Origin of the sequence: Citrobacter sp. Cpa228 (genome assembly GCF_030333085.1) — a bacterium.
Lineage (GTDB): Bacteria > Pseudomonadota > Gammaproteobacteria > Enterobacterales > Enterobacteriaceae > Citrobacter > Citrobacter pasteurii.
This window is the reverse complement of record NZ_JAOWGQ010000031.1, coordinates 372,713-397,648: the sequence shown is the minus strand read 5'-3', so window position 1 is coordinate 397,648 and position 24,936 is coordinate 372,713. Positions and strand designations below refer to the sequence as shown.

At 52.0% G+C, this 24,936-nt stretch carries 27 protein-coding genes; 9 read left to right on the top strand and 18 right to left on the bottom strand.

What is annotated here, in order from left to right:
• Positions 1 to 25 precede the first annotated feature (25 nt).
• The 8 genes from cedA to osmE form a co-directional block, all read right to left on the bottom strand.
• Positions 26 to 289 carry a cell division activator CedA gene (gene cedA, locus OGX91_RS03080; protein WP_072041511.1) on the bottom strand — a complete coding sequence of 88 codons (264 nt, stop codon included), beginning with the start codon at positions 287 to 289 and terminating at the stop codon, positions 26 to 28.
• A gap of 169 nt (positions 290 to 458) precedes the next feature.
• Entirely contained in the window at positions 459 to 1,217 is a 759-nt protein-coding gene (chbG, locus tag OGX91_RS03075) for a chitin disaccharide deacetylase (RefSeq protein ID WP_005120796.1), read from the bottom strand.
• A 12-nt stretch (positions 1,218 to 1,229) separates the two neighbouring features.
• Positions 1,230 to 2,585 carry a 6-phospho-beta-glucosidase gene (locus OGX91_RS03070; protein ID WP_005120797.1) on the bottom strand — a complete coding sequence of 452 codons (1,356 nt, stop codon included), beginning with the start codon at positions 2,583 to 2,585 and terminating at the stop codon, positions 1,230 to 1,232.
• Positions 2,586 to 2,709: 124 nt separating this feature from the next.
• Positions 2,710 to 3,552 (bottom strand): transcriptional regulator ChbR, encoded by an 843-nt coding sequence (gene chbR / locus OGX91_RS03065; RefSeq protein ID WP_137378467.1) that lies wholly within the window; start codon positions 3,550 to 3,552, stop codon positions 2,710 to 2,712.
• Between the two features lie 10 nt (positions 3,553 to 3,562).
• Entirely contained in the window at positions 3,563 to 3,910 is a 348-nt protein-coding gene (chbA, locus tag OGX91_RS03060; protein ID WP_005120800.1) for a PTS N,N'-diacetylchitobiose transporter subunit IIA, read from the bottom strand.
• A 54-nt stretch (positions 3,911 to 3,964) separates the two neighbouring features.
• Positions 3,965 to 5,323 carry a PTS N,N'-diacetylchitobiose transporter subunit IIC gene (gene chbC, locus OGX91_RS03055; RefSeq protein WP_040233680.1) on the bottom strand — a complete coding sequence of 453 codons (1,359 nt, stop codon included), beginning with the start codon at positions 5,321 to 5,323 and terminating at the stop codon, positions 3,965 to 3,967.
• An 82-nt stretch (positions 5,324 to 5,405) separates the two neighbouring features.
• Positions 5,406 to 5,726 carry a PTS N,N'-diacetylchitobiose transporter subunit IIB gene (chbB, locus tag OGX91_RS03050; protein WP_003832547.1) on the bottom strand — a complete coding sequence of 107 codons (321 nt, stop codon included), beginning with the start codon at positions 5,724 to 5,726 and terminating at the stop codon, positions 5,406 to 5,408.
• Positions 5,727 to 6,024: 298 nt separating this feature from the next.
• On the bottom strand, positions 6,025 to 6,366 hold the full coding sequence (gene osmE / locus OGX91_RS03045) for an osmotically-inducible lipoprotein OsmE (protein ID WP_003030621.1): 342 nt from the start codon (positions 6,364 to 6,366) through the stop codon (positions 6,025 to 6,027).
• A gap of 210 nt (positions 6,367 to 6,576) precedes the next feature.
• Between osmE and nadE the strand changes: the two genes are divergently transcribed.
• Positions 6,577 to 7,407 (top strand): NAD(+) synthase, encoded by an 831-nt coding sequence (nadE, locus tag OGX91_RS03040; protein ID WP_005120803.1) that lies wholly within the window; start codon positions 6,577 to 6,579, stop codon positions 7,405 to 7,407.
• A 57-nt stretch (positions 7,408 to 7,464) separates the two neighbouring features.
• Here nadE and ves read toward each other — a convergent pair whose 3' ends face one another.
• From ves to astC, 7 genes are all read right to left on the bottom strand, one after another.
• Positions 7,465 to 8,040 (bottom strand): environmental stress-induced protein Ves, encoded by a 576-nt coding sequence (gene ves / locus OGX91_RS03035; protein ID WP_286625443.1) that lies wholly within the window; start codon positions 8,038 to 8,040, stop codon positions 7,465 to 7,467.
• Between the two features lie 352 nt (positions 8,041 to 8,392).
• Positions 8,393 to 8,878, bottom strand: a complete 486-nt coding sequence (gene spy / locus OGX91_RS03030) for an ATP-independent periplasmic protein-refolding chaperone Spy (RefSeq protein ID WP_005120805.1) — start codon at positions 8,876 to 8,878, stop codon at positions 8,393 to 8,395.
• A 348-nt stretch (positions 8,879 to 9,226) separates the two neighbouring features.
• On the bottom strand, positions 9,227 to 10,192 hold the full coding sequence (gene astE / locus OGX91_RS03025; RefSeq protein ID WP_005120806.1) for a succinylglutamate desuccinylase: 966 nt from the start codon (positions 10,190 to 10,192) through the stop codon (positions 9,227 to 9,229).
• On the bottom strand, positions 10,185 to 11,528 hold the full coding sequence (gene astB / locus OGX91_RS03020) for an N-succinylarginine dihydrolase (protein WP_005120807.1): 1,344 nt from the start codon (positions 11,526 to 11,528) through the stop codon (positions 10,185 to 10,187). Before astB ends, astE begins: the two co-directional genes overlap by 8 nt.
• Positions 11,525 to 13,003, bottom strand: coding sequence for a succinylglutamate-semialdehyde dehydrogenase (astD, locus tag OGX91_RS03015; RefSeq protein WP_286625403.1), 1,479 nt, complete (start codon positions 13,001 to 13,003; stop codon positions 11,525 to 11,527). Before astD ends, astB begins: the two co-directional genes overlap by 4 nt.
• The gene (gene astA / locus OGX91_RS03010; RefSeq protein ID WP_286625401.1) at positions 13,000 to 14,034 is read right to left on the bottom strand and encodes an arginine N-succinyltransferase; all 1,035 of its coding nucleotides are present in this window, start codon (positions 14,032 to 14,034) and stop codon (positions 13,000 to 13,002) included. The genes astD and astA overlap by 4 nt, the downstream gene beginning before the upstream one ends.
• A complete protein-coding gene (gene astC / locus OGX91_RS03005) occupies positions 14,031 to 15,251 on the bottom strand; it encodes a succinylornithine/acetylornithine transaminase (RefSeq protein ID WP_005120810.1) in 1,221 nt (406 codons plus the stop codon). Before astC ends, astA begins: the two co-directional genes overlap by 4 nt.
• A gap of 444 nt (positions 15,252 to 15,695) precedes the next feature.
• Here astC and xthA point away from each other — a divergent pair, with 444 nt between their 5' ends.
• From xthA to OGX91_RS02970, 7 genes are all read left to right on the top strand, one after another.
• Positions 15,696 to 16,502 (top strand): exodeoxyribonuclease III, encoded by an 807-nt coding sequence (xthA, locus tag OGX91_RS03000; protein WP_005120811.1) that lies wholly within the window; start codon positions 15,696 to 15,698, stop codon positions 16,500 to 16,502.
• Positions 16,503 to 16,721: 219 nt separating this feature from the next.
• Positions 16,722 to 17,381: a TVP38/TMEM64 family protein gene (locus tag OGX91_RS02995; protein ID WP_005120812.1), complete on the top strand. Its 660-nt coding sequence runs from the start codon at positions 16,722 to 16,724 to the stop codon at positions 17,379 to 17,381.
• On the top strand, positions 17,378 to 18,088 hold the full coding sequence (locus tag OGX91_RS02990; RefSeq protein WP_040233671.1) for a TVP38/TMEM64 family protein: 711 nt from the start codon (positions 17,378 to 17,380) through the stop codon (positions 18,086 to 18,088). Before OGX91_RS02995 ends, OGX91_RS02990 begins: the two co-directional genes overlap by 4 nt.
• 26 nt (positions 18,089 to 18,114) lie before the next feature.
• Positions 18,115 to 19,284, top strand: coding sequence for an ABC transporter substrate-binding protein (locus OGX91_RS02985; RefSeq protein ID WP_149691630.1), 1,170 nt, complete (start codon positions 18,115 to 18,117; stop codon positions 19,282 to 19,284).
• The gene (locus tag OGX91_RS02980) at positions 19,257 to 20,792 is read left to right on the top strand and encodes an ABC transporter permease family protein (protein ID WP_199947579.1); all 1,536 of its coding nucleotides are present in this window, start codon (positions 19,257 to 19,259) and stop codon (positions 20,790 to 20,792) included. The genes OGX91_RS02985 and OGX91_RS02980 overlap by 28 nt, the downstream gene beginning before the upstream one ends.
• Positions 20,792 to 21,424: an ATP-binding cassette domain-containing protein gene (locus OGX91_RS02975; protein ID WP_040233668.1), complete on the top strand. Its 633-nt coding sequence runs from the start codon at positions 20,792 to 20,794 to the stop codon at positions 21,422 to 21,424. Before OGX91_RS02980 ends, OGX91_RS02975 begins: the two co-directional genes overlap by 1 nt.
• 88 nt (positions 21,425 to 21,512) lie before the next feature.
• On the top strand, positions 21,513 to 22,820 hold the full coding sequence (locus OGX91_RS02970; protein ID WP_199947578.1) for a sulfurtransferase: 1,308 nt from the start codon (positions 21,513 to 21,515) through the stop codon (positions 22,818 to 22,820).
• Between the two features lie 45 nt (positions 22,821 to 22,865).
• Here the strand turns inward: OGX91_RS02970 and OGX91_RS02965 are convergent, their stop codons facing one another.
• Together OGX91_RS02965 and OGX91_RS02960 are read right to left on the bottom strand one after the other, a co-directional pair.
• Entirely contained in the window at positions 22,866 to 23,489 is a 624-nt protein-coding gene (locus tag OGX91_RS02965; protein ID WP_286625397.1) for a CDP-alcohol phosphatidyltransferase family protein, read from the bottom strand.
• Positions 23,482 to 24,051: a carboxymuconolactone decarboxylase family protein gene (locus OGX91_RS02960; protein WP_005120821.1), complete on the bottom strand. Its 570-nt coding sequence runs from the start codon at positions 24,049 to 24,051 to the stop codon at positions 23,482 to 23,484. The genes OGX91_RS02965 and OGX91_RS02960 overlap by 8 nt, the downstream gene beginning before the upstream one ends.
• A gap of 79 nt (positions 24,052 to 24,130) precedes the next feature.
• Between OGX91_RS02960 and OGX91_RS02955 the strand changes: the two genes are divergently transcribed.
• A complete protein-coding gene (locus OGX91_RS02955; protein ID WP_005120822.1) occupies positions 24,131 to 24,544 on the top strand; it encodes a pyrimidine (deoxy)nucleoside triphosphate diphosphatase in 414 nt (137 codons plus the stop codon).
• On the opposite strand, the gene OGX91_RS02950 is transcribed toward OGX91_RS02955, so the two are convergent.
• A complete protein-coding gene (locus OGX91_RS02950) occupies positions 24,504 to 24,779 on the bottom strand; it encodes a YnjH family protein (RefSeq protein ID WP_005120823.1) in 276 nt (91 codons plus the stop codon). The genes OGX91_RS02955 and OGX91_RS02950 overlap by 41 nt on opposite strands.
• Between the last annotated feature and the right edge of the window lie 157 nt (positions 24,780 to 24,936).

Sequence of the window (24,936 nt, the reverse complement as noted above, 5' to 3'; positions counted from 1 at the left end):
TGCTCCGGCGGTTTTTTTTATCCGACTAATCGATCAGTTCGTTTTCCTGGCGAATCTGGTTAGCCCAGCGCTGGGCGGACTCCGGAACCGTAAATGCAGGCGAACGCTGAAACGCCTCCCCCATTAAGACAAAAGCGACATATTTTCCGCGCAGTATCCATACGTCACGAAACGCATCCATTTTCACCGCATGCTCTGGCGGAGCGGGCTCCACGCGAGGAACATAGCTGATAACCGGACGATTTTGTTGGCGAAGAGGTTTCATAATCAGTTGCTTCACTAAAGACAAATTCTAAAAATCTGAAAAACGCTATCTTAGCTGATTTTACCCCTGGACGGTGCAAAAACAGTGAATTCGTGAAGTGGGTGGCGATAATGGGGGGGACAGAGAGGTTGCAGCAAACATCAATGACGCAGACAAAAAAATGCGGCGCACCGACGCGCCGCCAACTCAGGAATTAAACGTTCAGAAAACTGCCAAGACGATAACCGCGCTCCGCAATAGCATATTTCAGTGACGAAGACGTCAGTACGTCAAGCTCAGTTAAACGGGGGTAACAGTAGGCACTTTGTCGAATGATGTCATCGATAAACGCCGGATGACACATCACTTCCAGCGAGGACTCTCCCCGGTCTGCTGACGCGTCAAGCATCTGCAAGAACAACGCTTCGGAAATCGCTTCGCCATAAAACTCGCTGCTGAATCCCTGGGAAGTCCGTAACGTTTGTGGAAAGTCAGACGCCTGAAATACCGTCTGACGATCGATCCGTAACGCAATCCCCTTTTGGGCAGCAAACCCGGCCACTATAGGGAAGAGCTGCGGGAACATATGCACATGGTGATGGCTATCCAGATGCGTTGGCTCCCGCCCGAACAGGTCAATAAAACGCTGATACTGCGCGGCCAGTTCCTGTGAAATTTCATCCAGCGGCAGAGAGTCTTCCTCAGCCATCTGCCAGATCCATTTCCCGAGCACCCCTTCACGAGTAAGGCCTGGCATTGCCGTCAACGGCCTGCCCAGCGTCAGAACAAAGTGCATTCCGACGGCAAGTTCAGGTATGTCGCGACTCAGCTGTACCGCATGGTCAATTGCCGCGCCGTTAACCAGCGCCGTTGTCGAGGTGACAACACCATTACGACAGGCTTCAACAATGCCGTAGTTTTGTCCTTTGCTCAGGCCAAAATCATCCGCATTCACAATCAGTACGCGTTCCATAACCGACCTCAGTTAGTGTTGTTCGCTTTTGAGCTTCTCGATGCACCCGGCGAAATTTGGCAACCATTTTTCATGCGCCAGGATCAGCTCACGCGCCAGAATTTCAGCATCAGTGTCTGAATGCACCAGTGGACTCAGGTTTAACGCCAACAGTACATCATTCAACTCGCCGCTCAGCGCCGCATTGCTCGCCGCCACTTCAAAACCTTTAATGGTATAGATAAGGCCCAGGACCTTTTCATCGAAATGGGTGATACGTGGGTGCGGAGTTGCACCATTGCGCCCCAGCGTGCAGGTCATCTCAACGGCCCAGTCCGCAGGAATATTATCAACATGGCCATGATGAGGAATGTTGACGTAATGTTCGGTCTGTTTGTCGTTGTAGATAGCATTGATGACTTCACACGCGGCATCAGAGTAATAAGCCCCGCCACGTTGTTCCAGCTCTTTCGGCTTAATATTCAACTCAGGATTTTTATACAGATCAAACAGTTGCTTCTCAACTTTTTGTACCACCTGAGCGCGCGCGCCGCCCTTATAGTATTCGCCCATTTCAATCGCCAGCATCTCTTTTGGCTTGAAGTAGTACAACAAATACGAGCACGGCAGCAGTCTCAGTGAACGAATCAGCCCTTCACTGAACGGCAGATCGAAGATGTTCTTCACCCCAGAGGCTTTCAACTGACCCGACGCAACGCCGTCCAGCAGTTCATCAAAGCGTGACACACCGTTGACCAGAACATCCTTAATGAAGACCATATGGTTCAGACCAAACAGGTCGATGGATAAGTCATCACTCTCTTTCAGCGCCAGCACGTCGCTGATGAACATTTTCATACCGATCGGAATATTACATACGCCGATGAATTTCTTGAAATTCGTATGGCGATAAACCGCCTCAGTCACCATCCCGGCTGGGTTAGTGAAGTTGATCACCCACGCATTCGGGCACAGTTCTTCCACATCTTTCACAATATCAAAGATAACCGGAATAGTACGCAGGCCTTTGAACAGCCCACCAGCGCCGTTGGTTTCCTGCCCCAGATACCCGTGGCTCAGCGGAATGCGTTCATCCTTTTCACGGGCTTGCAGTTGCCCAACCCGCAACTGGGTAGTAACGAAATCAGCATCTTTCAGCGCTTCGCGGCGATCCAGCGTTTTATACACTTTCATCGGGACGCCAGCTTTATCAATCATGCGCTGGCAGAGGTCAAAAATAATGTCCAGCTTCTCTTTACCGCCGTCGACATCCACCAGCCACAATTCAGAGACCGGTAATTCATGATAACGCTTAATAAAGCCTTCAAGTAATTCAGGGGTGTAGCTGCTCCCGCCACCGATAGTGACGACTTTTAATTTCTGGCTCATAATTTCTCCCTTCAGTGTAAAAACACTGACACGTATTATGCTCAACCCATTCGTCAGGTATAGCGTGGCTGTCCCGACGCTATTTTGGGCAAGCGATAAAAAATGGTTTATTGGCAAATAATATTTACTGATTAAATTCAGTTAATTTCTTACGGTAGCTATTAGGTGTAAACGACGTCAGCTTTTTAAACGTTTTAATAAACAGGCTCGGACTACTGTAACCAGACTCATAGGCAATATCAGTTACAGAATAGTTAGTCATTTCCAGTTGTTTTTTAGCAAAATTAATGCGGATTTCATTAATAATCTGCATTGGCGTTTTACTGTAATAACGCTGAGTTGCACGGGTCAGATACTCCTGGGATTTCGCGGACAGGTGTACCATATTTTCCAGCGCATTTTCGCTGAACTGCCTTTTGTCATGCATGCTTTCCACTGTAGTTTTAAGCCACTGTGGAATATCATCCAGCACCTGCTCTTCCCGGTGATGGCGTAACCGATTAATAATATAGAAGGTGACCACTTCTACAAATTCATCCAGTCCGCTTTCACGAAAATTCAGTGATGCTATAACCGTTTCGATGTAGGTAAGGAACGAGCTGTTCGCCCGATACACCTGCGATGCAACGAAACAAAATGGCAGCAACGGGTGGTAGTGTTGTTCAAAAAAACGTTTACTGATACCAACGTTAAGAATTCGCGTCGCGCCGAAATCATAGAAACTTTGGTGGTGCGATCCCAACGGGATAAAGACAAAGTCTCCGCGCTCAAGCAGTACACGCTTACCGTTGATTTCCTGATAGTAACGTCCAGTTAATACAAGGGTAAATTCGTAGTAATCATGCTGATGCAGCCCACTGATGCTCTCAGTTTTGTTATAGATGAACACATGAAAATTTTTGCCATTAAAAAGCTGCTGCTCATAGACGGTTTTGATTTCCGGTGCGTTAATCTGTAGCTGCATTATACACTCCTCGCTATTTCAGCTTCTCGTGAAGCTCAATCAGTTCTGCCACCAGTTCACGTGCCAGCATCGACGTCATCAGGTGGTCCTGCGCATGGACCAGCACCAGGCTGACTTTCATTTTACCTTCACCCTGATCGCCTTCAATCAGTTTGGTCTGGACAAGGTGTGCTTCGTTCAGCGCCATGCGAGACTGTTCCATCATGGTCTTCGCTGACTCAAAATCACCCTGTTTGGCCAATTTGAGCGCGCCGTACGCCAGACTACGTGCCTGACCCGAGTTGATGATGAGCCCCATCACCACTTCTTCAAGCTCTTCTGCTTCTGACTGCGTGTCGACGATATTTTCGATATCTAACATACTCTTTTCCTCTGGTTCAGTCCGGCATGGCCGCATAGCCATGCCGGATTAAATTTAGAATTTCAATGCGTTAGCGATATCTTCTTCGCTTTCTTCTTTATCAATTACGTTCTGAGCTTTGTTGGCGACGACCACGAATGGCAGGTACACCAGCGTTGCGATACCAAGGTTAAACAACGCGACCAGCAGAGCAGCGACGCTACCGTTGGTGTTAAAGAATGCGCCCAACCCGGTTGGCATAGTCCACGGTGCAATGTTGGTAATCGGTGGAATAATGCCTGTGTAATAAGCGGCCAAGGTAATCGCTGCCAGAATCGGCTGAACCAGGATGAATGGAATAAACATAACCGGGTTCATGATAATCGGCAGACCGAACAGAATGGGTTCGTTAATCTGGAACAGACCTGATGGCAGTGCCAGTTTTGCTACCTGACGATAATCAGCGCGTCGAGAAGCCAGGAAGATAGCAATAATCAGACCCAGCGTTGCCCCACTCCCTCCCAGGAAAATATAGGAGTCCAGCATCGGCTTCGCCCAGACGTGGAACGTCTTACCGGCTTCCAGTGCCGCGTCTACGGAACCAAACTGTTGGTAGATAGAGATGTTTTCCAGCGCCCAGGGGGTCATGATACCGCTGTCCAGTGCAGTCAGTGCCAAAGAACCGTGAATACCAAAGAACCACAACAGCGGAACAAAAATCACGTACGCCCAACCCACCACGCTACCCAGTGACGCCAGCGGAGTCGAAATGGAATCCATGATGATCTGGTGGAAGTTCGTTCCCCAGGTGTTCAACGCCCAGGCGATGATCCCCATAATAGAGAGGATAATGAAGCCAGGAATCAGTGCAGAGAAGGAGCGAGAAACAGAGGCCGGAACGCTATCAGGTAATTTAATAACCCAATTACGATGCACGACGAAGGTGAACATTTCCGCGACCACCAGGCCGATAATAATACCGGAAATAATGTTCGCACCGCCCAGCCAGTTAGCACCCACGGCATAGGCTTCTCCCACGCTGTATGGTGTGACTGTCATAAATGCGGCGACAGATAATAAACCAGCAGCCAGCGCATCGACTTTGCGTTCTTCCGCCAACGCCATACCGATAAAGAATGGCGCCATCAATGACATAATACCCAGCGTACCGTTATAGACGTTCCCACCAATGCCTTTTAAACTATTTAGTGTTTCAATAGTTGAAGCATCAAGTCGAATGCCCATGGAATAAAAAAACGACCCCTCCCCAAAGCTCAGGAAAACGTTATTGATTAATACAAACATAGCCCCTGCGAGGGTTAACGGCATTAAACGAATAAAACCGTTTTTGATTGCATTAACGTGTGGCTGCTTTCCAATTTTTACAGCAAAAGGAAGGAGTACCTTTTCAAGTGAAGCAATAGCGTTACTCATAGAAAAATACCCTTAAATACCGCAATTAACGATTGCGGTGAATGTTAATGAAATAACTCTTTGACGGGAAAATTTAAAATAATTAATTTGCTGCGGCTTTTTTAATTGCTGCAACTGCAGCCTTAAGCACGCCTAAACCATCGACTTTGCCATACAACAGCGAGTCAATCACTTCTACAGGTTTGTTGGGTAACAAACGCTGAATTTCGGGCAACATATAAGCAATCTGTGGACCTAATAACACAACATCGGCTACTGGGCCTTTTTCTCCGGCCAGCGTTTCGGGAAACGCTTCAATGATAACTGGCACTTCGTATTTTTCAGCCTGAGCACGCATCTTCGAGACCAACAAAGAAGTCGACATGCCCGCAGAACAAAACAGATAAATGTGTTTCTTTTCCATTAAAACGATCCTCATGTGCGATTATCTGTGTACCAGACACTCCGCAAGCCATAACCTGCATCCATGCTCTGGGTAACTTGCGTCAGCTAAATTACTTTTTTAGGTGGCTGAAATGAGTATACGGGATTGCACCGGTGGATGGTATTTCCTTGACTAACTAAATTGTCTCTCCTTGACCTGTGGTTATGACACCCCTCACACTTCGGGCAAATAATTCGCGACAATAAATAAGATCGCATGGCACAAAAAAACCGGCACAGCGGCCGGTTCGTCAGAGTGCTCAGGCAATAAACAGTTGTTACTTCTTCGCTGCCTGCGGGTCGGTGTCGTACTCCGCACAGGTCTGGTAGCCGGAATTAATCACGTGCCCAGTATCATCTAATGCAACAAAATAGGTCTCTGCTTTACCATCTCGTTGACCCAGGATGTAGGTCTGACATGTACCACGCGCATGGATCATGCTGACTTCAGATGAGGGCTTGCCGGCAATCTGCGCCACTTGCGCCCGGCTCATCCCTTTCTTCACATCTTTCACCACGGGCTGCACAAATTGGTCTTTGGTACGATCGTAAGCCGTACAGCCTGCCAGCATAGTCAATACCGCCGCTGCACTCAGAATTCCTGTTAGATTCTTGTTCATATTCCGTCCTCTTGTTTTTCAGCGTGTTATATAAGCCTGGAGCACAACAACGCATTTTTCAAGCTGTCAGTTGCTACTCGGGTCATTTCAGAAAATTCTATCAAAACAAAATGATGTTATATCCGGCTGCATCCCTTGTCGTTTGGACGTCAACGCGTTAGCTTTAACACATCGTTATTTTTGATCATTTCATTTTTCACAGGGGGTTAAATGACTCTGCAGCAAGAGATAATCCGGGCACTTGGCGCCAAGCCACATATTAATGCAGAAGAGGAAATTCGCCGCAGCGTGGATTTTCTGAAATCGTACCTCAAAACCTACCCTTTTCTTAAATCACTGGTGTTAGGGATTAGCGGCGGGCAGGACTCAACCCTGGCCGGAAAGTTATGCCAAATGGCGATTTCCGAGTTACGTGTGGAAACGGGTAACGATGCTTTGCAGTTTATTGCCGTGCGCCTGCCTTATGGTGTGCAGGCCGATGAACAGGACTGTCAGGACGCGATAGCGTTCATACAACCTGACCGTGTACTCACCGTCAACATCAAAGGCGCGGTATTAGCCAGCGAGCAGGCATTGCGTGAAGCAGGTATTGAACTGAGCGATTTTGTGCGCGGCAATGAAAAAGCCCGCGAGCGTATGAAGGCACAATACAGTATCGCCGGAATGACCAGCGGTGTTGTCGTGGGTACCGATCACGCCGCAGAGGCCATTACCGGATTCTTTACCAAATATGGCGATGGCGGTACTGACATTAACCCAATATTCCGCCTCAACAAGCGTCAGGGTAAGCAGCTTCTTGCAGCATTGGGTTGCCCTGAGCATTTATACAAGAAAGCGCCAACCGCCGACCTCGAAGACGATCGTCCCTCTCTGCCAGATGAAGCCGCATTAGGCGTTACCTACGACAACATTGACGATTATCTGGAAGGAAAAACGTTGGATGCCGACGTTGCGAAGAAAATTGAAGGCTGGTACGTGAAGACGGAACACAAACGTCGCCCACCGATTACGGTGTTTGACGACTTCTGGAAAAAATCGTAATTCGCTGATTTACCCGTGCCGGATAACCACAAAATGGTTTATCCGGCCCAAACGACGTCATTGCACCGAATCAGGCGAAAAACCTGGCTTCCAGTTAATCTCACTAAACAACAACTTCCCCTCGCGCTCCAACAGTCGCAACGTATGCTTACCGTCATGCCAGCACGCCCCCTGGTCAGCCGTCAGCAACTTATCCCCCAGTTGCCAGGCTCCGCTAATAACAAATACCACGCCGCCACGCGAACCAAAGGTCGTAAACGTCCGGTCAGCCACACGAACTTTAGCCTGGCAAACATCCCGACGGGTCATGATATTAAAATCCATCGAGATCTGCCCTGCCGTCAGCTTCGCTTTTACCACGCGGTCGCCGGCGAAAGTAAAAGGCTGATGCTGTTTTAGGATATGCGGTAGCGTGTTAGCGCCTTCCAGCGTGACTTCTCCCCCTTCGAGCAGCGTAATAACGCGCTCAACTCCGGGGAAGAGTGAAAATTCGCCGTTCGCAGCAATGGAGGCAATACTCGCCCGCCAGTGAAAGTCGCGCGTTGCTGGCGGAAAACAACATATTTCACGCGTTTCTCCCGCACCATTACGCCAGAGATTAACCGGCATTTTGCGGATATCAAAGTACTCCATCATCCCTCCAGAAAGGCACTGTGCGCCGACATGCCGTCATCAGGCAGCCAAATCATCATTGTTATCATTCACCCTGCTCGTTGTTATCGGCAGCAGAGTTGATTTGCCTTAGCGATGACCATGGCGTTTTGCTAAAAAGTTTAACGCGCTGATCCAGGTGGTATTTTCGCGGGCCTCAGGAGCATAACGTGTCCGAAGCGCTGTGCAATAGGTAGGAAAGAAAAAACCGCCGATCCTGCCCACATCGTTAAACGTGTTGTGGACAAGGCCGGCGGTCTTGAGTTTTTTTTCACGCTGTCCGGGGCAATCTGCTCCGACACAGCGTGAATGATTGAGTATAGACGCCTACCGATTATTCGGCAGCCTGTGGCATTTTACCTTTCTGTTCAGCTCGTTCTGTCAGACGCTTCTCAAAATTGGCATTAAACTGTTTTTTCTGTTCCGGGGTCAGAATGTTGTAAATTTTGTTCTGCGTTTCCATATGCGCCAGCATGTTAGCTTTGCGCTGCTCTTCCATTTTCGCAATCTGCGCTTCAGCTTTCGCTTTATCGAAGCTATCGCTGGCGATGATATCGTGCATTGCACGGCGTTCTTCCAGCGGAGGACGTTTCATCTGATCGCGCTGACCTTTCATGATGTCGCGGATCTGCTGCTTCTGTGCATCGGTCAGGTTCAGGTCTTTAAACATCATGTCATGATGCGGGGCAAACTTACCGTTGTGGTGCATCATCGGTTTGGCATCTGCCGGAGCTGCTGTGGTAGCATCAGCGGCATGAGCCAGGTTTGCAGCGCCCAGCGCCAGGGTAGAGGCAACAAACAGAGCAGTCAATTTACGCATAATTTCTATCCTTCCTTTCAGTTATTCTTACGACATTCATGCGATGCTTATGCAGTGTGATGTCGTGTTGACGAGATTAACTTTACCGGCTTAAGCGTCAATTAATCAGAGCAACGGTAAAACAATGAAAGTGTAAAAAACAAACTTTCATCAATTATGAAGAAAAAAAGAATAAATTGCGGAGAGTTGAAATAAAAAATTACAACATAATGATTTTGAAAGGATTATGAAGAACTATACCTGAACTCTGGTTATTAAGAAAGCAGCTTACCAGGAATAATCCGTAATAAATACAAACAGCACGCAAAAATAAGCCCTTAGAGATTAACCCAAGGGCGGATATATCTTTTACAACCTTTCCAGCATCAGTCCCGCGCGTAAACCACAGGCCACATTTGGATTAGGAAAGAGAACATATTCAACGTTATGGGTGACGATAAAACGTTCATCACCATCCTGAGCCAGCACGGTTCCCTCTTTAAATGCGGTAAAGTTCAGCGTCTGGTTGTCCATGTAGAGAATGAAATCGTCGCTGCGCCGTGTAATTTGCGCCACCACGCGATAGCGTAGCGGCGGTGTTTCAACTGCCGCTACGGGTCTGCCTGTCAACAACATTGCCAGCGCCTGCGCAGTGTGAGCAAACTGTGACAGGTTGTTTTGCCCAAACGGCAGCGCCTTGCCCAGCTCCAGCGTGCAGGCCAACGCACCAAAATGCTCCCCACTAAAATGGGTAAACGTTCCGCCTGGCGCCTGGTGGAAAACCAGAGCCTCCAGCCCCGCATCCCCCAACCAGTGAAGAAACGCCTCATCCCATGCCACATCACGCTGCGGTAGCACGCCAAAACGCAAATGACGTGACCCGCGAATAGCCGTGTGGAGATCGAGATGCCAGCGAACAGGTGCCTTTGCCCGCGCGTAAAAATCTTCCAGACTCAGCTCAAGCTCGCGGGCACGCCGTGTTTCACCGCTCTCATCGAAGAGCTGCCAGCGACCACCAAACATACGGTTCAGATCGCTATGACAATAGCGTTTGCCCGCAGCTAACGCCTGCGGATTGCCCAGGATCAGCAATAGCCGCCATGTCAGCGGCAGCGTGCCGCTAAACAATCCGGACAACAATGTATCCAGTATTTCTACTGGTGCGGTTTCATTACCATGAATGCCTGCAGACAAAACCAGCGAACGCTCAACCGGAACAACCGGCGTCAGCTCCAGCATGCCATGCCCAATCCATTGCCAGTCAAAACCATGAGCTTTCCCCCGGGTGGCATCTGGCGAATCCCCCGCAAGCGTCAGCGCAAGGAAATTATCCATGGCGTGCACGCTCCTGCTGGAAGGGATACACCGAACCGAGGTTGAGTAATTGTGTCAACGTATCCAATGCTTCACGCCCTTCGCGCAGCAACTGCGGGTCGGCAAGATCGGCGGCGGTAAGGCGATCGCGATAGTAACGATCAACCCAGTTATTCAGCGTGTTAAACAGCGCATCGTTCATGAGAACCGCCGGGTTCACCGCCTGTTGCTCCTGTGGGGTTAACACGACCCGAAGGCGCAGACACGCCGGGCCACCACCGTTGGACATGCTTTCGCGCAGATCGAATACCCGTAGATCGTCAATCGGGTTGTCATCTTCAAGCAGACGGTTTAAATAATGCCATACCCCTGCATGCTCCCGGCATTCCTGCGGCAAGACCAACATCATTGAACCGTCATCACGACTGAGTAGCTGGCTGTTAAACAGATATGTTGCCACGGCATCCTGCACTGATACTTCCGCCAGGGGAACTTCCAGCGCCGTAAATCCCGCCACCTGGCTATGCAACTGCTGTAACAAAGCCTGCTGGTTGGCAAACGCCAATTCATGACAAAACAGCACCTGACGATTTGATACCGCAATAACATCGTTATGAAACACACCAAGATCGATAACATCCGGGTTTTGTTGAGCAAAGATAATCTGATGAGGGTTCACCTGATTCAGGCGCGCAACAGCCTCGCTGGCCTCACGTGATTGCCTCGCCGGATAACGCTTCGGATGCGCGCCGTTGCCCTCTTCACGACCATAGACAAACACCTGTACGCCGGGATCACCATAATCACCACCGAGACGGTTATGGTTTGCCGCGCCTTCATCACCCAGTAACGCAACCTGTGGCAATGCACTATGAACCGTAAAGCGGCTCTCATCACGGAAAATCGCGCTTAGCAACGCTTCTGTGGTCGGAGCCTCCAGCGAACGGTGAAACTTGTTATTCAGATTCGCTACCGCCAGATGCACTTTCCCGTCCAGCGAATCTGCCGAAGGACAGACCGTTGCCGCATTCGCCACCCACATCGGCGAAGCGGAACTGGCACTGGAAAGCCAGTGAGGTGCCTGACGTGCCACCTTTTCCAGTACCTGTTCGTCACTGCCGCTAAATCCCAACTGGCGCAGCACGGGAATATAGGGGCGCTCGTGAGGTGGGATCACCGCCTGCGGGAATCCGGCATCGGCCAACGCCTTCATCTTCAATAAGCCCTGTTTCGCCGCCAGACGGGGATTCGAGACCTGAAAACGGTGTCGGGTTGAGGCCTCATTGCCAAATGACAACCCCGCATAATGGTGTGTCAGTCCCACCAGACCGTCGAAATTTACTTCGCGCGCTTTCATGGCTTATCCTCGCATGAAAAATCGAGTCCTGGGCTAAGCGCTGTCGGCAGCGTCAGGGTCGGAGATTCCAGGCTCGCCATCGGCCAGGCGCAATAATCTGCGGCATACCACGCACTGGCGCGATGGTTGCCTGAGGCACCAATCCCACCAAACGGCGCAGTGCTTGCCGCGCCGGTTAGCGGCTTATTCCAGTTGACGATGCCCGCACGAGCTTCCAGTAGCAATTGGTCAAACTGATTGCGATCCGGTGAAACCAGTCCGCACGACAAACCAAAGCGGGTATTGTTGGCCATGCGAATCGCATCATCAAAGCTGTCATAACGCCAGACACCGAGCAGCGGGCCGAAGACCTCTTCATCCGCGACATTCGCCACGCCGGTTAGCTCAATAATGCCAGGGGTCAACAGTGAAGTCCCCGCTTGTACCTGGCGTGGTGCCAGCAGGGTTCGTCCTCCCTGCGCTTCAAGGCGTTGCCAGGCGTCACAAACATGTTGCGCGGCCTGTTCAGAAATAAGCCCGCCAATAAACGGCTGCGGTTGTGCATCCCAGTTGCCGGGCATTAAACGCTGGCTGACATCCACCAGCCGCGCCAGAAACGCATCGCCCTGCGCCCCTTTTTTAACCAGCAGACGACGGGCACAGGTACACCGTTGCCCGGCTGTAACAAACGCTGACTGAATAGTCAGATGTACCGCCGCATCAATATCTTCGGGGTTCTCGATAATCAGCGGGTTGTTCCCTCCCATCTCCAGCGCGAGGATCTTTTCCGGCTGGCCAGATAGCTGACGATGTAACTGATAACCCGTATTTGCGCTACCGGTAAACAGCAGGCCATCAAGATCCTCCAGCGCACTCAATGCCTGTCCTGTTTCGCGCCCACCCTGTACCAGGTTCAATACGCCCGGCGGTAATCCCGCCTGTTCCCACAGTTTGGTAACCGCCTCACCGGTCCACGGCGTCAGCTCGCTGGGCTTGAAAATCAGCGTATTGCCAGCCAACAGCGCCGGAACGATATGACCATTAGGTAAATGACCGGGGAAGTTATACGGGCCAAACACGGCCAGAACACCGTGTGGGCGATGACGTAACGTCGCAGCGCCATCTGGCAGCGCGTTATGCTGTTCCCCGGTACGGATGTGATACGCCTTCACTGAGATGGCAATTTTATTGATCATCGCCGTCAGCTCGGTTGCAGCTTCCCAGCGCGGCTTGCCGGTTTCCCGTGCAATGATCGCCGTCAGTTCTGCTTTATTACTCTCCAGCAGCGTCGCGAATTTCTCGACAATGTCCAGGCGGGCGGCAAAAGCCTGTTTCGCCCAGCCCGGAAAGGCTGTCCGCGCCGCCTTGCATGCCAGTGCGACCTGAGTCGCATCGGCATCATTGCCTTGCCACAGCACGTCCCCGCTCACCGGGTTCGTTTTCACCCGACGTGCGCCCAGCCCGGTCACCCAGTCACCGTTTATCCATAATGTCATGCTGCTTTCTCCTCTGCACAAAGACGCACAAAACGTACATGGTCACCCGCGTGGCATTTCAGGGCGTCCAGTTGCGCTGCCGTCAGCACCAGTCGTTGGGTATTCGGGTCGGCACGCACTAACATGACGCGGAAGTTTTGGTAATTTTCATTAGCAACCAGGCAGGCAGGATATTCGCCCGACGCAGGCTGACCTTCAGCCACTTCCACCAGTCGACTTTTGCGGATAGCACGTACCCGGTCGATATCGCATTCCAGCGTCGGCCCGCCGTCGAAAATATCGATATAGTTGCGGTAGCGAAATCCTTCTTTCTCCAGCACCGCTCGGGCTGGCGCTGTTTGCGGATGCACTTCGCCAATCACGCTTTGTGCCTCTTCCGACAGGAAGTGAGTGTAAATAGGGTGTTTAGGCATCAGCTCAGCAATAAAGGCTTTTTGTCCGGTGCCACAGAGAAAATCTGCGCGGCTGAATTCCATTGAGAAAAAGCGCTTGCCAAGGCTTTGCCAGAATGGTGAATAACCGTGTTCATCAATGACACCCCGCATCTCTGCAACGACTTTTTCGTTAAAACGGTCACGAAACGCCGCCATAAACATAAAACGCGACTTCGACAGCAAGTAACCGTTACCTTCTTTACGCCAGTCCGGATCGAGAAACAGAGTGCAAAGCTCACTGCTTCCAGTGTGATCGTTACTGAGAAACAGCGTTGGCAATGCGTTATAGACATTCAACTCTTTCGAAGCATGAACCAGCGTACCAACACGGTAGTTATACCAGGGATCGTTAAGCCCTACCGCCACTTCAATAGCACAAATCCCCGCCACGGTTCCGGTGGCGCTGTCTTCCAAGACAAAAACGTAGCCCTGCTCGCTTTTAGGCAACTCGCCTCGCCAGGTTTTCAACGAACGATCAATACGCGCCGCCAACGTGGCTTCATTTACGGGTAATGACGTCAACCCACCGCCAGTCTTACCGGCAAGCTGCATTAACGCGGTGATATCCGCGTGTTCAATGGGACGGATCACCATCATGATGAACCTCCTGCTTTAATGCGTTCGCAGGCCAGCGCAAAACGATCCAGCCCGGTTGCCACCTCTTCCTGGCTGACGTTTAGCGCTGGCGCGAAACGCACCACATTCGCACCGGCAATCAGTACCATCACCCCGGCGATGGCCGCTTCTTGCGAGATGAGTTTCGCTTTCCCGGCAAATTCCGCATTCAGCACGCAGCCGATCAGCAGTCCCAGCCCTCGAATCTCGCTAAACAGGCCAAAACGTTCGTTAATGGCGTTAATACGTTCCACAAACCAGTCGTGTCGCTGCTTCACTCCGTTAAGCACTTCCGGCGTGTTAACAATTTCCAGCAGCTTTCCCGCCACAGCAGTGGCTAATGGATTTCCGCCGTACGTTGTGCCGTGCGTACCCACCGTCATCACACTGGCGCAATGCTCTGTCGCCAGCAGTGCGCCGATAGGGAAACCGCCGCCCAGCGCCTTTGCGGTAGTCAGCAGGTCCGGCGTAACGCCGTAATGCATATAGGCATACAGCTCGCCAGTACGGCCAACTCCGGTCTGAACCTCATCAAAAATCAGAAGTGCATTATGACGATCGCATAATTCACGCAGCCCCTGTAAAAACGCGGTGGTTGCAGGCACCACGCCGCCTTCGCCCTGTACAGGCTCGACGATGACCGCACAGGTGGTGTCATCAATCAGTTGACTGGCAGAATCGAGATCGTTATACACCGCGTGGCGAATATCCGGCGGTAGTGGTGCAAAATCCTGTGAATAGGCGGGCTGCCCCCCGGCACTGACGGTAAACAGCGTGCGACCGTGGAAAGCATTTTTAAATGCCACAATGCCACTTTTCTGGCTGCCAAACCGATCGTGGGCAAATTTACGCGCCAGCTTTAGCGCGGCTTCGTTGGCCTCTGCGCCGGAGTTGCAGAAGAAGACCCGCTCGGCAAACGTCGCGTCGATAAGCTTCTTCGCCAGACGCAATACCGGTTCGTTGGTGTAACCGTTACCGGTATGCCAGAATTTGCTGGCCTGATCGTTTAATGCCTCACGCAATGCCGGATGTGCATGCCCCAGTGCGTTTACCGCAATGCCTCCCGCGAAATCGATATACTCTTTACCCTGTTGATCCCACAGACGTGAACCTTCACCACGCACCGGAATAAAAGGCGCCGGGGCATAGACAGGCATCATCCATTCATCAAAATTATCACGCGTAACTGACAGAGACATAGCGACCTCAACGGTAAATAAAAGGTTATTTATATGTTAATAAATATAGTGTTTGCGGTGTAAATGTAGATTGCAGGGTTCGTGCCAGCCAGCGAAAAAAGTGCATAAACGGGGTCAGAGAACGGAATATCAACAAGTTACAACACAGCAATATTCACTATATGCGCATATAAAGTGAATATGTTTGCGTATCAGATGACTAAATAGAGGAAAAACCGCAATTTTATTCAGTCGCCAAATATAATTCTGGAATTGTGATCGTATACGAAATTTATCGGAAATTATTGCCCCATAGCGACGCGCTTCGCGCCAAAACGGTGCAGTTTTTGCTCCATCGTTAACACCATTAGCAATCATTGTTGGAATCAGGTGACAAGAAGCAGTCAGCTCGTGGAAATTCTGCTACCATCCTTGCACTATTCACCTTACAAAGTGGCAGCGACTATGAAATTTGTCTCTTTTAATATCAACGGCCTGCGTGCCCGTCCTCATCAACTGGCAGCCATTGTCGAAAAACACCAACCGGATGTGATTGGCTTACAGGAGACAAAAGTCCACGACGATATGTTCCCTCTCGAAGAGGTGGCTAAACTCGGTTATAACGTCTTTTATCACGGCCAGAAAGGTCATTACGGCGTCGCGTTGTTAACGAAAGAAACGCCGATTGCGGTGCGTCGTGGCTTCCCTGACGATGGCGAAGAGGCGCAGCGTCGTATCATCATGGCGGAAATTCCGTCCCCGTTGGGCAGCGTCACCGTCATCAACGGCTATTTCCCGCAGGGCGAAAGCCGTGACCATGAAACCAAATTCCCGGCGAAAGCGGCGTTCTATCAGAATTTACAAAACTATCTTGAGACGGAGCTGAAACGCGATAATCCGGTGCTGATCATGGGTGATATGAATATCAGCCCAACCGACCTGGATATCGGCATCGGTGAAGAGAATCGCAAACGCTGGCTGCGCACCGGGAAATGCTCCTTCCTGCCAGAAGAGCGCGAGTGGATGGAACGTCTGTTAGGTTGGGGGCTGGTGGACACCTATCGTCACGCGCATCCTGATAAAAACGACCAGTTCTCGTGGTTTGATTACCGCTCGAAAGGCTTCGACGATAACCGTGGTCTGCGTATTGATCTGCTGCTGGCAACCAATCCGCTGGCGGAACGCTGCGAAGAAACGGGTATCGACTATGAGATCCGTAGCATGGAAAAACCGTCCGACCACGCGCCAGTGTGGGCAAAATTCCGCGTCTAATCATCTGCTTTTTTTCGCTCTCCGGGCCTCGCCTGGAGAGTCAGTATATTCTGTGCAAAATCAATAAAGCGACGGTAATACATTGTTGCGACCGGGATTTTAATATATCTTCGCGCGCACTTTTCGCTGGTGAAAACGCATCATTGCCCACGGATTTACAGGAGGCCCCCATGCAAAAGAAGTTCGCATAAGGCAGAATACCGACTGCTGATTGTGGCAGTGCTATTCTGCGTCCTGGCTGGGGTTTTCCACTATTTTGGTCTGTCTGACCTGATAACCAATCTCCATCATTTGCAAGATGTCATCCGCCAAAGCGGGCTGTTCGGCTACGCGCTTTATATTCTGCTATTTATCGTTGCGGCGCTGTGCCTGATACCCGGCAGCATTCTGGTGATTGTCGGCGGTATCCTTTTCGGCCCACTGGTTGGCACGCTCATCTCTTTACTGGCAGCAACCGTTTCCTCGGCATTGTCATTTTTACTGGCACGTTGGCTTGGGCGGGAATTACTACTGAAACACGTCGGGCATACGGCGACATTTCAGGCGATCGAAAAAGGGATTGCCCATAGCGGTATCGACTTTCTGATCCTGACCCGCCTCGTTCCACTGTTTCCTTATAATATTCAAAACTATGCTTACGGACTGACTGCCATTCCGTTCTGGTCATTTACTCTGATTTCAGCTATTACCACGTTACCAGGTATCTTTATCTATACGCTGATGTCACACGAACTCGCCAGCGAAGGCATCACCTGGACGTTTATCGTTAAACTCAGTATTGCAGGCATTGCCTTGTTTGCCCTCGTGCAGGCGGCAAAAGCCTGGGCCCGATATAAACATGTCGACCCCTCTGCAGATCGAGAGCTTGCCGGTAAATGAGAACGCTGAATAAAACGCAGTTCAGAAAGTGTTGCCGGGCTGGGTTCATTGCCCTGTTGGTAGTCGCGTTGATGGCATGGGCATGGCTGCCCGATGTGAGAGACTTTCTCACGCAGAGCCTGGCTGCGTTTACCACGCTTGATCAGCATGCTCTTGAAAATTTCATTCGTTCCTGGGGGCCTCAGGCCGCGGTCGTATCATTCTTCCTGATGATCTTACAGGCGATCATCGCCCCGCTTCCCGCCTTCCTGATCACCTTTGCGAATGCCTCATTGTTCGGCGCATTCTGGGGAGGAGTTCTCTCCTGGACCAGTGCGATGGCGGGTGCAGCACTCTGCTTTTTTATTGCCCGCGTTTTGGGTCGCGGCGCGGTGGAAAGATTAACCGGTAAAACGGTGCTGAAAAATATGGACGCTTTTTTCGAGCGCTATGGCAAGCACACCATTCTGGTCTGCCGCCTGTTACCTTTCGTTCCATTCGATCCGGTCAGTTACGCCGCCGGCCTGACGTCCATCCGCTTTCGTCATTTTTTCATCGCCACCGGTATTGGCCAGTTGCCTGCCACTATCGTTTACTCATGGGCGGGTAGCCTGCTGACCGGCGGCACATATTGGTTCGTGACCGGGTTGTTTATTCTGTTTGCCCTGAGTGTAGTGATTTCAGTGGCAAGAGGCCTTTATCTTGAGCGGCACAGGAAGCATTCCTGAAGCCTCCATAAACGACTGGAGATACTATGCGTTACTGTTTATTGTGCCTGGGTTTGCTGCTCTCTCCGCTGGCGGCCTTTGCGCAGAGCGATAACTGGCAGCAAATCAAAAACGATGCCCGGGGTCAGACGGTGTGGTTTAACGCCTGGGGAGGCGATAACGCCGTTAATCAGTATCTCGACTGGGTTAGCGCCGAGATGAAAACACACTACGCCATTAACCTGAAAATTGTCCGTCTGGCGGATGCCGCCGACGCGGTAAAACGCATCCAGACCGAAGCGGCATCAGGGCGTAAAGCTGGCGGTTCGGTTGATCTCCTGTGGGTCAATGGCGAGAATTTTCGCACGCTGAAAGACGCTGGCCTGCTGCAAACGCAGTGGGCGCAAATCTTGCCCAACTGGCGCTACGTGGATACCCAACAACCGGTGACTGAAGACTTCGCCATTCCAACAGAGGGCGCCGAATCTCCGTGGGGTGGCGCGCAGTTAACCTTTATCGCCAATCGGGATATCACTGAACACCCCCCTCGCTCTGCGCAGGCACTGCTGGAATTTGCGCGAGCGCATCCCGGCACGGTAACCTATCCACGCCCACCCGACTTTACCGGTACCGCTTTTCTCGAACAGTTGCTGATTACGCTCACCGCTAAACCACAAGCACTGAAAAACGCTCCCGATACAGCCACGTTCGCCGAGGTGACTGCCCCATTGTGGCAGTATCTTGATGCATTACATCCCGTACTGTGGCGCGAAGGGAAAGACTTTCCCCCTACGCCTGCCCGGATGGACGCCCTGCTGAATAGCGGCACGCTGCGGATATCGTTAACCTTTAACCCCGCGCATGCACAGCAAAAAATCGCCCGCGGCGAGTTACCAAAAAATAGCTATAGTTTTGGCTTCTCTCAGGGCATGCTGGGCAATGTGCATTTTGTCACCCTTCCCGCTAATGCGCGTGCCAGTGCCGGGGCGAAAGTCGTGGCAAACTTCCTGCTCTCACCTGAAGCGCAACTGCGCAAAGCTGACCCGAGCGTCTGGGGAGATCCTTCGGTGCTTGATCCACAAAAATTACCTGTCGAACAGCGGGAAGCGCTACTGGCTCGTATCCCGAAGGGACTCCCCGCTGTACTGCCTGAGCCACACGCAGCCTGGGTAAATGCACTGGAACAAGAATGGCTACGCCGTTACGGTACGCATTAATTCTGCTGCTCTGGGCCTTCATGGCGGCAATCTATTTGCCGCTGGCCCCTGCGGCTTTTACGCTAATTGTACCCGCGCTTTCCATTGCACACTGGCTGGCGCTGTTTGCCGATCCCCAACTTCTGCAAGCGTTACTGGCGACGTTGGTTTCTGTCACGCTGGCAGCCACTGGCGCGCTCAGTATCGCCCTGCTGACCGTCCTTGCATTCTGGCCCGGCGCCAGATGGGCACGGCTTTGTACTCGCCTCCCCTGGCTACTGGCGGTTCCGCACGTTGCTTTTGCCACCAGCACACTGTTACTTTTCGCCGAGGGCGGCATGCTCTACCGTATATTGCCGTTTCTCAGCCCACTGTTGGACCACTACGGTGTGGGTCTGGGCATCACATTGGCGGTGAAAGAAAGCGCTTTTTTGCTCTGGATCCTTTCCGCTTTATTGAGTGAAAAGCAGTTGTCGCAACAGGTCATCGTGCTGGACTCTCTGGGTTACAGCCGGTTACAGTGTCTGAACTGGTTGGTACTGCCCTCTATCGCGCCAGCGCTAGGGAAAGTTATGCTGGCGATTGTCGCGTGGTCGCTCTCCGTCGTGGATGTCGCGATCGTCCTTGGCCCCGGCAACCCGCCAACACTTGCTGTGTTGAGCTGGCAATGGTTAAGCCAGGGCGACGCCGACCAGCAGACAAAAGGCGCGCTCGCCAGTTTGCTGCTGGTGCTGTTACTGGTCATTTTTGCGCTGGTGGGCTATCTGCTCTGGCGCGGCTGGCGACGCACAATTCCGACAATCAGTGGTGTACGCCTGCAGCTCTCATCCTGTACAGCCGGACGATCGCTGATACAACTTCTGCCCATCAGCGGCGTTGTGTGCGCAGTTGTTCTGCTCCTGATGGCGGAATACTCATCGCTGAACAGAGATGCGCTGTTCAACAGCCTGCAAATGGGGGTTCTGGCCAGTACACTTGCACTGGTCACACTATTGATATGGCTGGAATGGGGGCCGCAAACCGGACATCGTTGGGTCTGGTTGCCCATTATTTTACCTGCGTTACCGCTGGTCACCGGGCAATATACACTAGCGCTAAAGGCTGAACAGGATGGCCTGTTCATCACGGTGGTCTGGGGGCATTTATTGTGGGTAACACCGTGGATGCTGTTTGTGCTTAAACCTGCCTGGCAGCGTATTGACTCGCGCCTTATTGTGATTGCGCAAACGCTGGGTTGGACACAACCCCGTATCTTCTGGCAGATAAAATGCCCATTGATTCTGCGCCCGGCACTGATTGCCTTCGCGGTAGGATTTTCGGTCAGTATTGCCCAGTACATGCCAACATTATGGTTAGGCGCAGGTCGTTATCCCACACTCACGACCGAAGCCGTAGCATTAAGCAGCGGTGGCAGCACCGCTATTCTGGCGGCACAGGCGCTATGGCAATTGCTGTTACCGTTGGTTGTTTTCGCACTCGCAGCCTCGCTTTCCGCCTGGATTGGCCGCTTTCGACAAGGACTCCGCTAATGCTCATAGTGCAAGATGTTTCCCTGTACCAGGGTTCAACTCCCCTGCTGACGGGCGTCAACCTTCAGGTCAATAAAGGTGACATTGTCACTATTATGGGGCCTTCGGGAAGCGGCAAGTCTTCACTCTTTTCGTGGATGATTGGTGCGCTCTCCGCTCAATTTCGTGCATCCGGTCAACTATGGCTCAACGAACGGCGCATTGACACATTACCTACCGCGCAGCGCCAGATTGGTATTCTGTTCCAGGATGCCCTGCTGTTTGATCATTTCAGTGTTGGGCAAAATTTATCGCTGGCGCTTCCCGCTGACCTGAAAGGCACGGCGAGACGCGATGAAGTGGAACATGCCCTTGAGCGCGCGGACCTGTCAGGCTTTTATCATCGCGACCCGGCATCGCTGTCCGGGGGGCAACGCTCACGCATCGCCCTGCTTCGCGCCTTGCTGGCACAACCGCAGGCTTTGCTGCTGGATGAACCCTTCAGTCGCCTGGATGCGTCACTGCGGGATACCTTCCGCCAGTGGGTTTTCACCGAAGTGCGGAAGTTGGGGATCCCTGTGGTGCAAGTCACCCACGATACGCAAGACGTCCCCCCGGCAGGCCGGGTAGTTCAAATGAATTCCTGGGCGTGAATGTGGCGTTATGCTGCGTTAACGCAAGGATTTTACTTAACTGGCGGCACAAAATGTCGTCCTCTTTTTTTCAACGTCGGGCTATTCGATGAAACGTGTTTCTCAAATGACCGCGCTGGCACTGGCTTTAGGGCTCGCTTGCGCTTCTTCCTGGGCTGCTGAAACAGCACAGACGCTCACCCTCGACCAGTTACAGCAAAAGCAAGGTGCGGCAATCGATACCCGTCAGAGCGCTTTTTATAACGGCTGGCCTCAGTCGCTCAATGGCCCTTCCGGGCACGAGCCCTCCGCACTAAATCTGTCTGCCGCCTGGCTCGACAAGATGAACGATGAACAACTTACCGCCTGGGTTCAGGCACATCAGTTAAAAACCGATGCGCCAGTGGCACTGTATGGCAACGACAGCGATGTGAAAGCCGTCAAAGCCCGCCTGCAAAAAGTGGGTTTTAACCATATTTCGACCCTTAGCGATGCGCTACAGAACCCTGCCCGCCTGCAACGTCTGCCGCACTTCGAACAGGTGGTGTACCCGCAGTGGCTACACGACCTGCAGCAGGGTAAAAACGTAACCGCTAAGCCGGCGGGTGACTGGAAAGTGATTGAGGCCGCCTGGGGCGCGCCGAAGTTGTATCTGCTGAGCCACATCCCTGGTGCGGGCTACATTGATACCAACGAAGTGGAAAGCGAACCGCTGTGGAACAAAGTGTCCGATGCGCAGCTCAAAGCGATGCTGGCGAAACATGGCATCCGCCATGACACCACGGTGATTTTATATGGCCGCGATGTCTATGCCGCCGCGCGCGTGGCGCAAATTATGTTGTATGCAGGCGTAAAAGATGTTCGCCTGCTCGACGGTGGCTGGCAAACCTGGTCCGACGCAGGTTTACCGGTTGAACGCGGCACTGCGCCATCGGTGAAACCAGAACCTGATTTCGGCGTGACCATTCCTGCCCAGCCGCAACTGATGCTGGATATGGAACAGGCTCGCGGCCTGCTGCATCGCCAGGATGCGTCTTTAGTGAGCATTCGTTCATGGCCGGAATTTGTCGGTACCACCAGCGGCTATAGCTACATTAAGCCAAAAGGTGAAATCGCTGGCGCTCGTTGGGGCCATGCAGGAAGTGACTCCACCCACATGGAAGATTTCCATAATCCGGATGGCACGATGCGCAGCGCGGATGACATCGCCGCCATGTGGAAGCAATGGAACATTCTGCCGAATCAGCAGGTCTCTTTCTATTGCGGTACCGGCTGGCGCGCCTCAGAAACCTTTATGTACGCCCGCGCAATGGGCTGGGAAAACGTCTCCGTCTACGACGGCGGCTGGTATGAGTGGAGCAGCAATCCAAAAAACCCGGTCGCCAGCGGTGAACGGGGTCCAGAATCCAGTAAGTAAGGCTGTCATTATTGCCGGATAAGCGCAATCCGGCAACGCAATACGCTACGCCTGACGCTGAACCACTTTCAGTGTCAGGTATCCGCTCCAGATCCGGGTAAATGTCGTCATCCAGCACAGCGCGCCAAAGACCCACGCCATCACGACAAAATATTCCGGAAACAGACACCCCAACACAAACAACAAAATCGTCTCGGTACCTTCGGTCAGCCCCCCCAGATAATAAAACGATTTATGCGCGTAGCCCGGGTTATCAATTTGATGTTTCGCCGCCAGCGCGGCAAAGGCGAGAAAACTGCTCCCCGTTCCGATAAAGGCAAACAACAGCCAGCTCCCGGCCAGCGCATTCAGCTCCGGTGCGGCCAGAATAAAACCAAACGGTACTAAGGCGTAAAAAAGGAAGTCGAGCGAGATATCGAGAAACCCGCCGGCATCAGTAAGCCCCCTGCGCCGCGCCAGCGCACCGTCCAGTCCATCAAACAGTCGATTAATCACAATGGCCGCCAGCGCCGCCAGATACCAGCCTAACGCCAGAAATGGCAAGGCCAACACGCCAATGGCAAAACCGACCAGCGTAAGCCCGTCCGGGGTAATCGCAGGCTTATCAATAATGCCCACGCAGCGATGCAAAAGTGGTTTCAATCGCGGATGAAGATGACGGTCAAGCATGCGGGCGTCCTTTAAAGCTGTCGCACAACCCCTGGGAAGGAATATCGAGAGCGGCATTAAAACGCGCCGAGAGATTTTGAAACGCAATCAACGCGGTCATTTCAGTAATGGCGTCCTCGGTAAAATGCAGCTTCATTTGCGCCTTTAATGCCTCATCAACCCGAGGCGGCGTGGCGGTAACGGCATCCGCATAAGCCAGTGCCACACGTTCTTCCTCACTGAACAGCGTCGATTCTTGCCAGGCGGCAACCTGCAATACTTTATCCAGTGCGCCACAGCGTTCAGCCAGACGTAAGCTATTGGCATCCACGCAAAAGGCGCAATGGCACACCTGAGAAACGCGGGTCATCAACAGAGCACGCATCACCGGCGTTAAACGCGCCCTTTTACGCTCCAGGAAGCCAACAAACAGCGCTACCAGCCAGAACAGAAATGGCATCCGACCCCACCAGCGCGTGGGATGCAGCACATCGCCATAATGCTTTTTCTGCGTAGCAACAAGCGGTTTTAAACTGGAAGGGATACGCGTTAACGGTTTTACCCACGACTGAGGATCGTTCAACGGTTGCTCCTGAATACTTTAGATAAAACAAAGATAACGATAGTATGTCATTTTCTGTCGTTAGATCTTGATGAATATAATGAAAACCCTCGACGTGGTCGCCGCTATTATTGAACGTGATGGCAAAATTTTGCTGGCTCAACGTCCGCAGCATGCGGATCAATCAGGCATGTGGGAATTTGCTGGTGGTAAGGTTGAACCTGGAGAGAACCAACCACAGGCGCTGGTCCGTGAATTACGTGAGGAATTGGGTATCGAGGCTATCGTTGGGAATTATATCGCCAGTCATCAACGTGAAGTGTCAGGCCGATTGATACATCTGCATGCCTGGCACGTGCCGGCTTATCAGGGCTGTCTTTACGCCCATGAGCATCAGGATTTGGTCTGGTGCTCACCCGAAGAGGCGCTGCGTTATCCGCTGGCGCCTGCCGATATCCCACTACTGGAAGCATTTATTCTTTTACGCGACGCCAGACCAGCGGATTTGTGCTGATCGTTTTCTCATCGCGCTGGCACTGTAGCAGCACGCCATCGGCTTTCACCACCGCTCCTTCTGAATAGTTTTGATCCTGATAAATGCAGCACTGACTACAGGGTTGCGCCCGCTGACCGCTGGAGCTGAACACTTCCGGCGGCACATTCACTTGCACATCCGGACGATAAAGCTGATTTGCCAGTACCCCGTTGGATAACATCACCAACGCACCTGCCATGATTAAACGGCGCATATTCTTTCCTTTTTAACTGACATCTATGCTCAGTATAACGGTATAAACCGGCAGAAACTTTAGTTCCTCCATCATCGTTTTTGGTTATGAGCAACGCCGCGATATTAATTTACTTAGCGGGATTAATTTTTTCTTGCGTCTCGTCACACTGCTGATG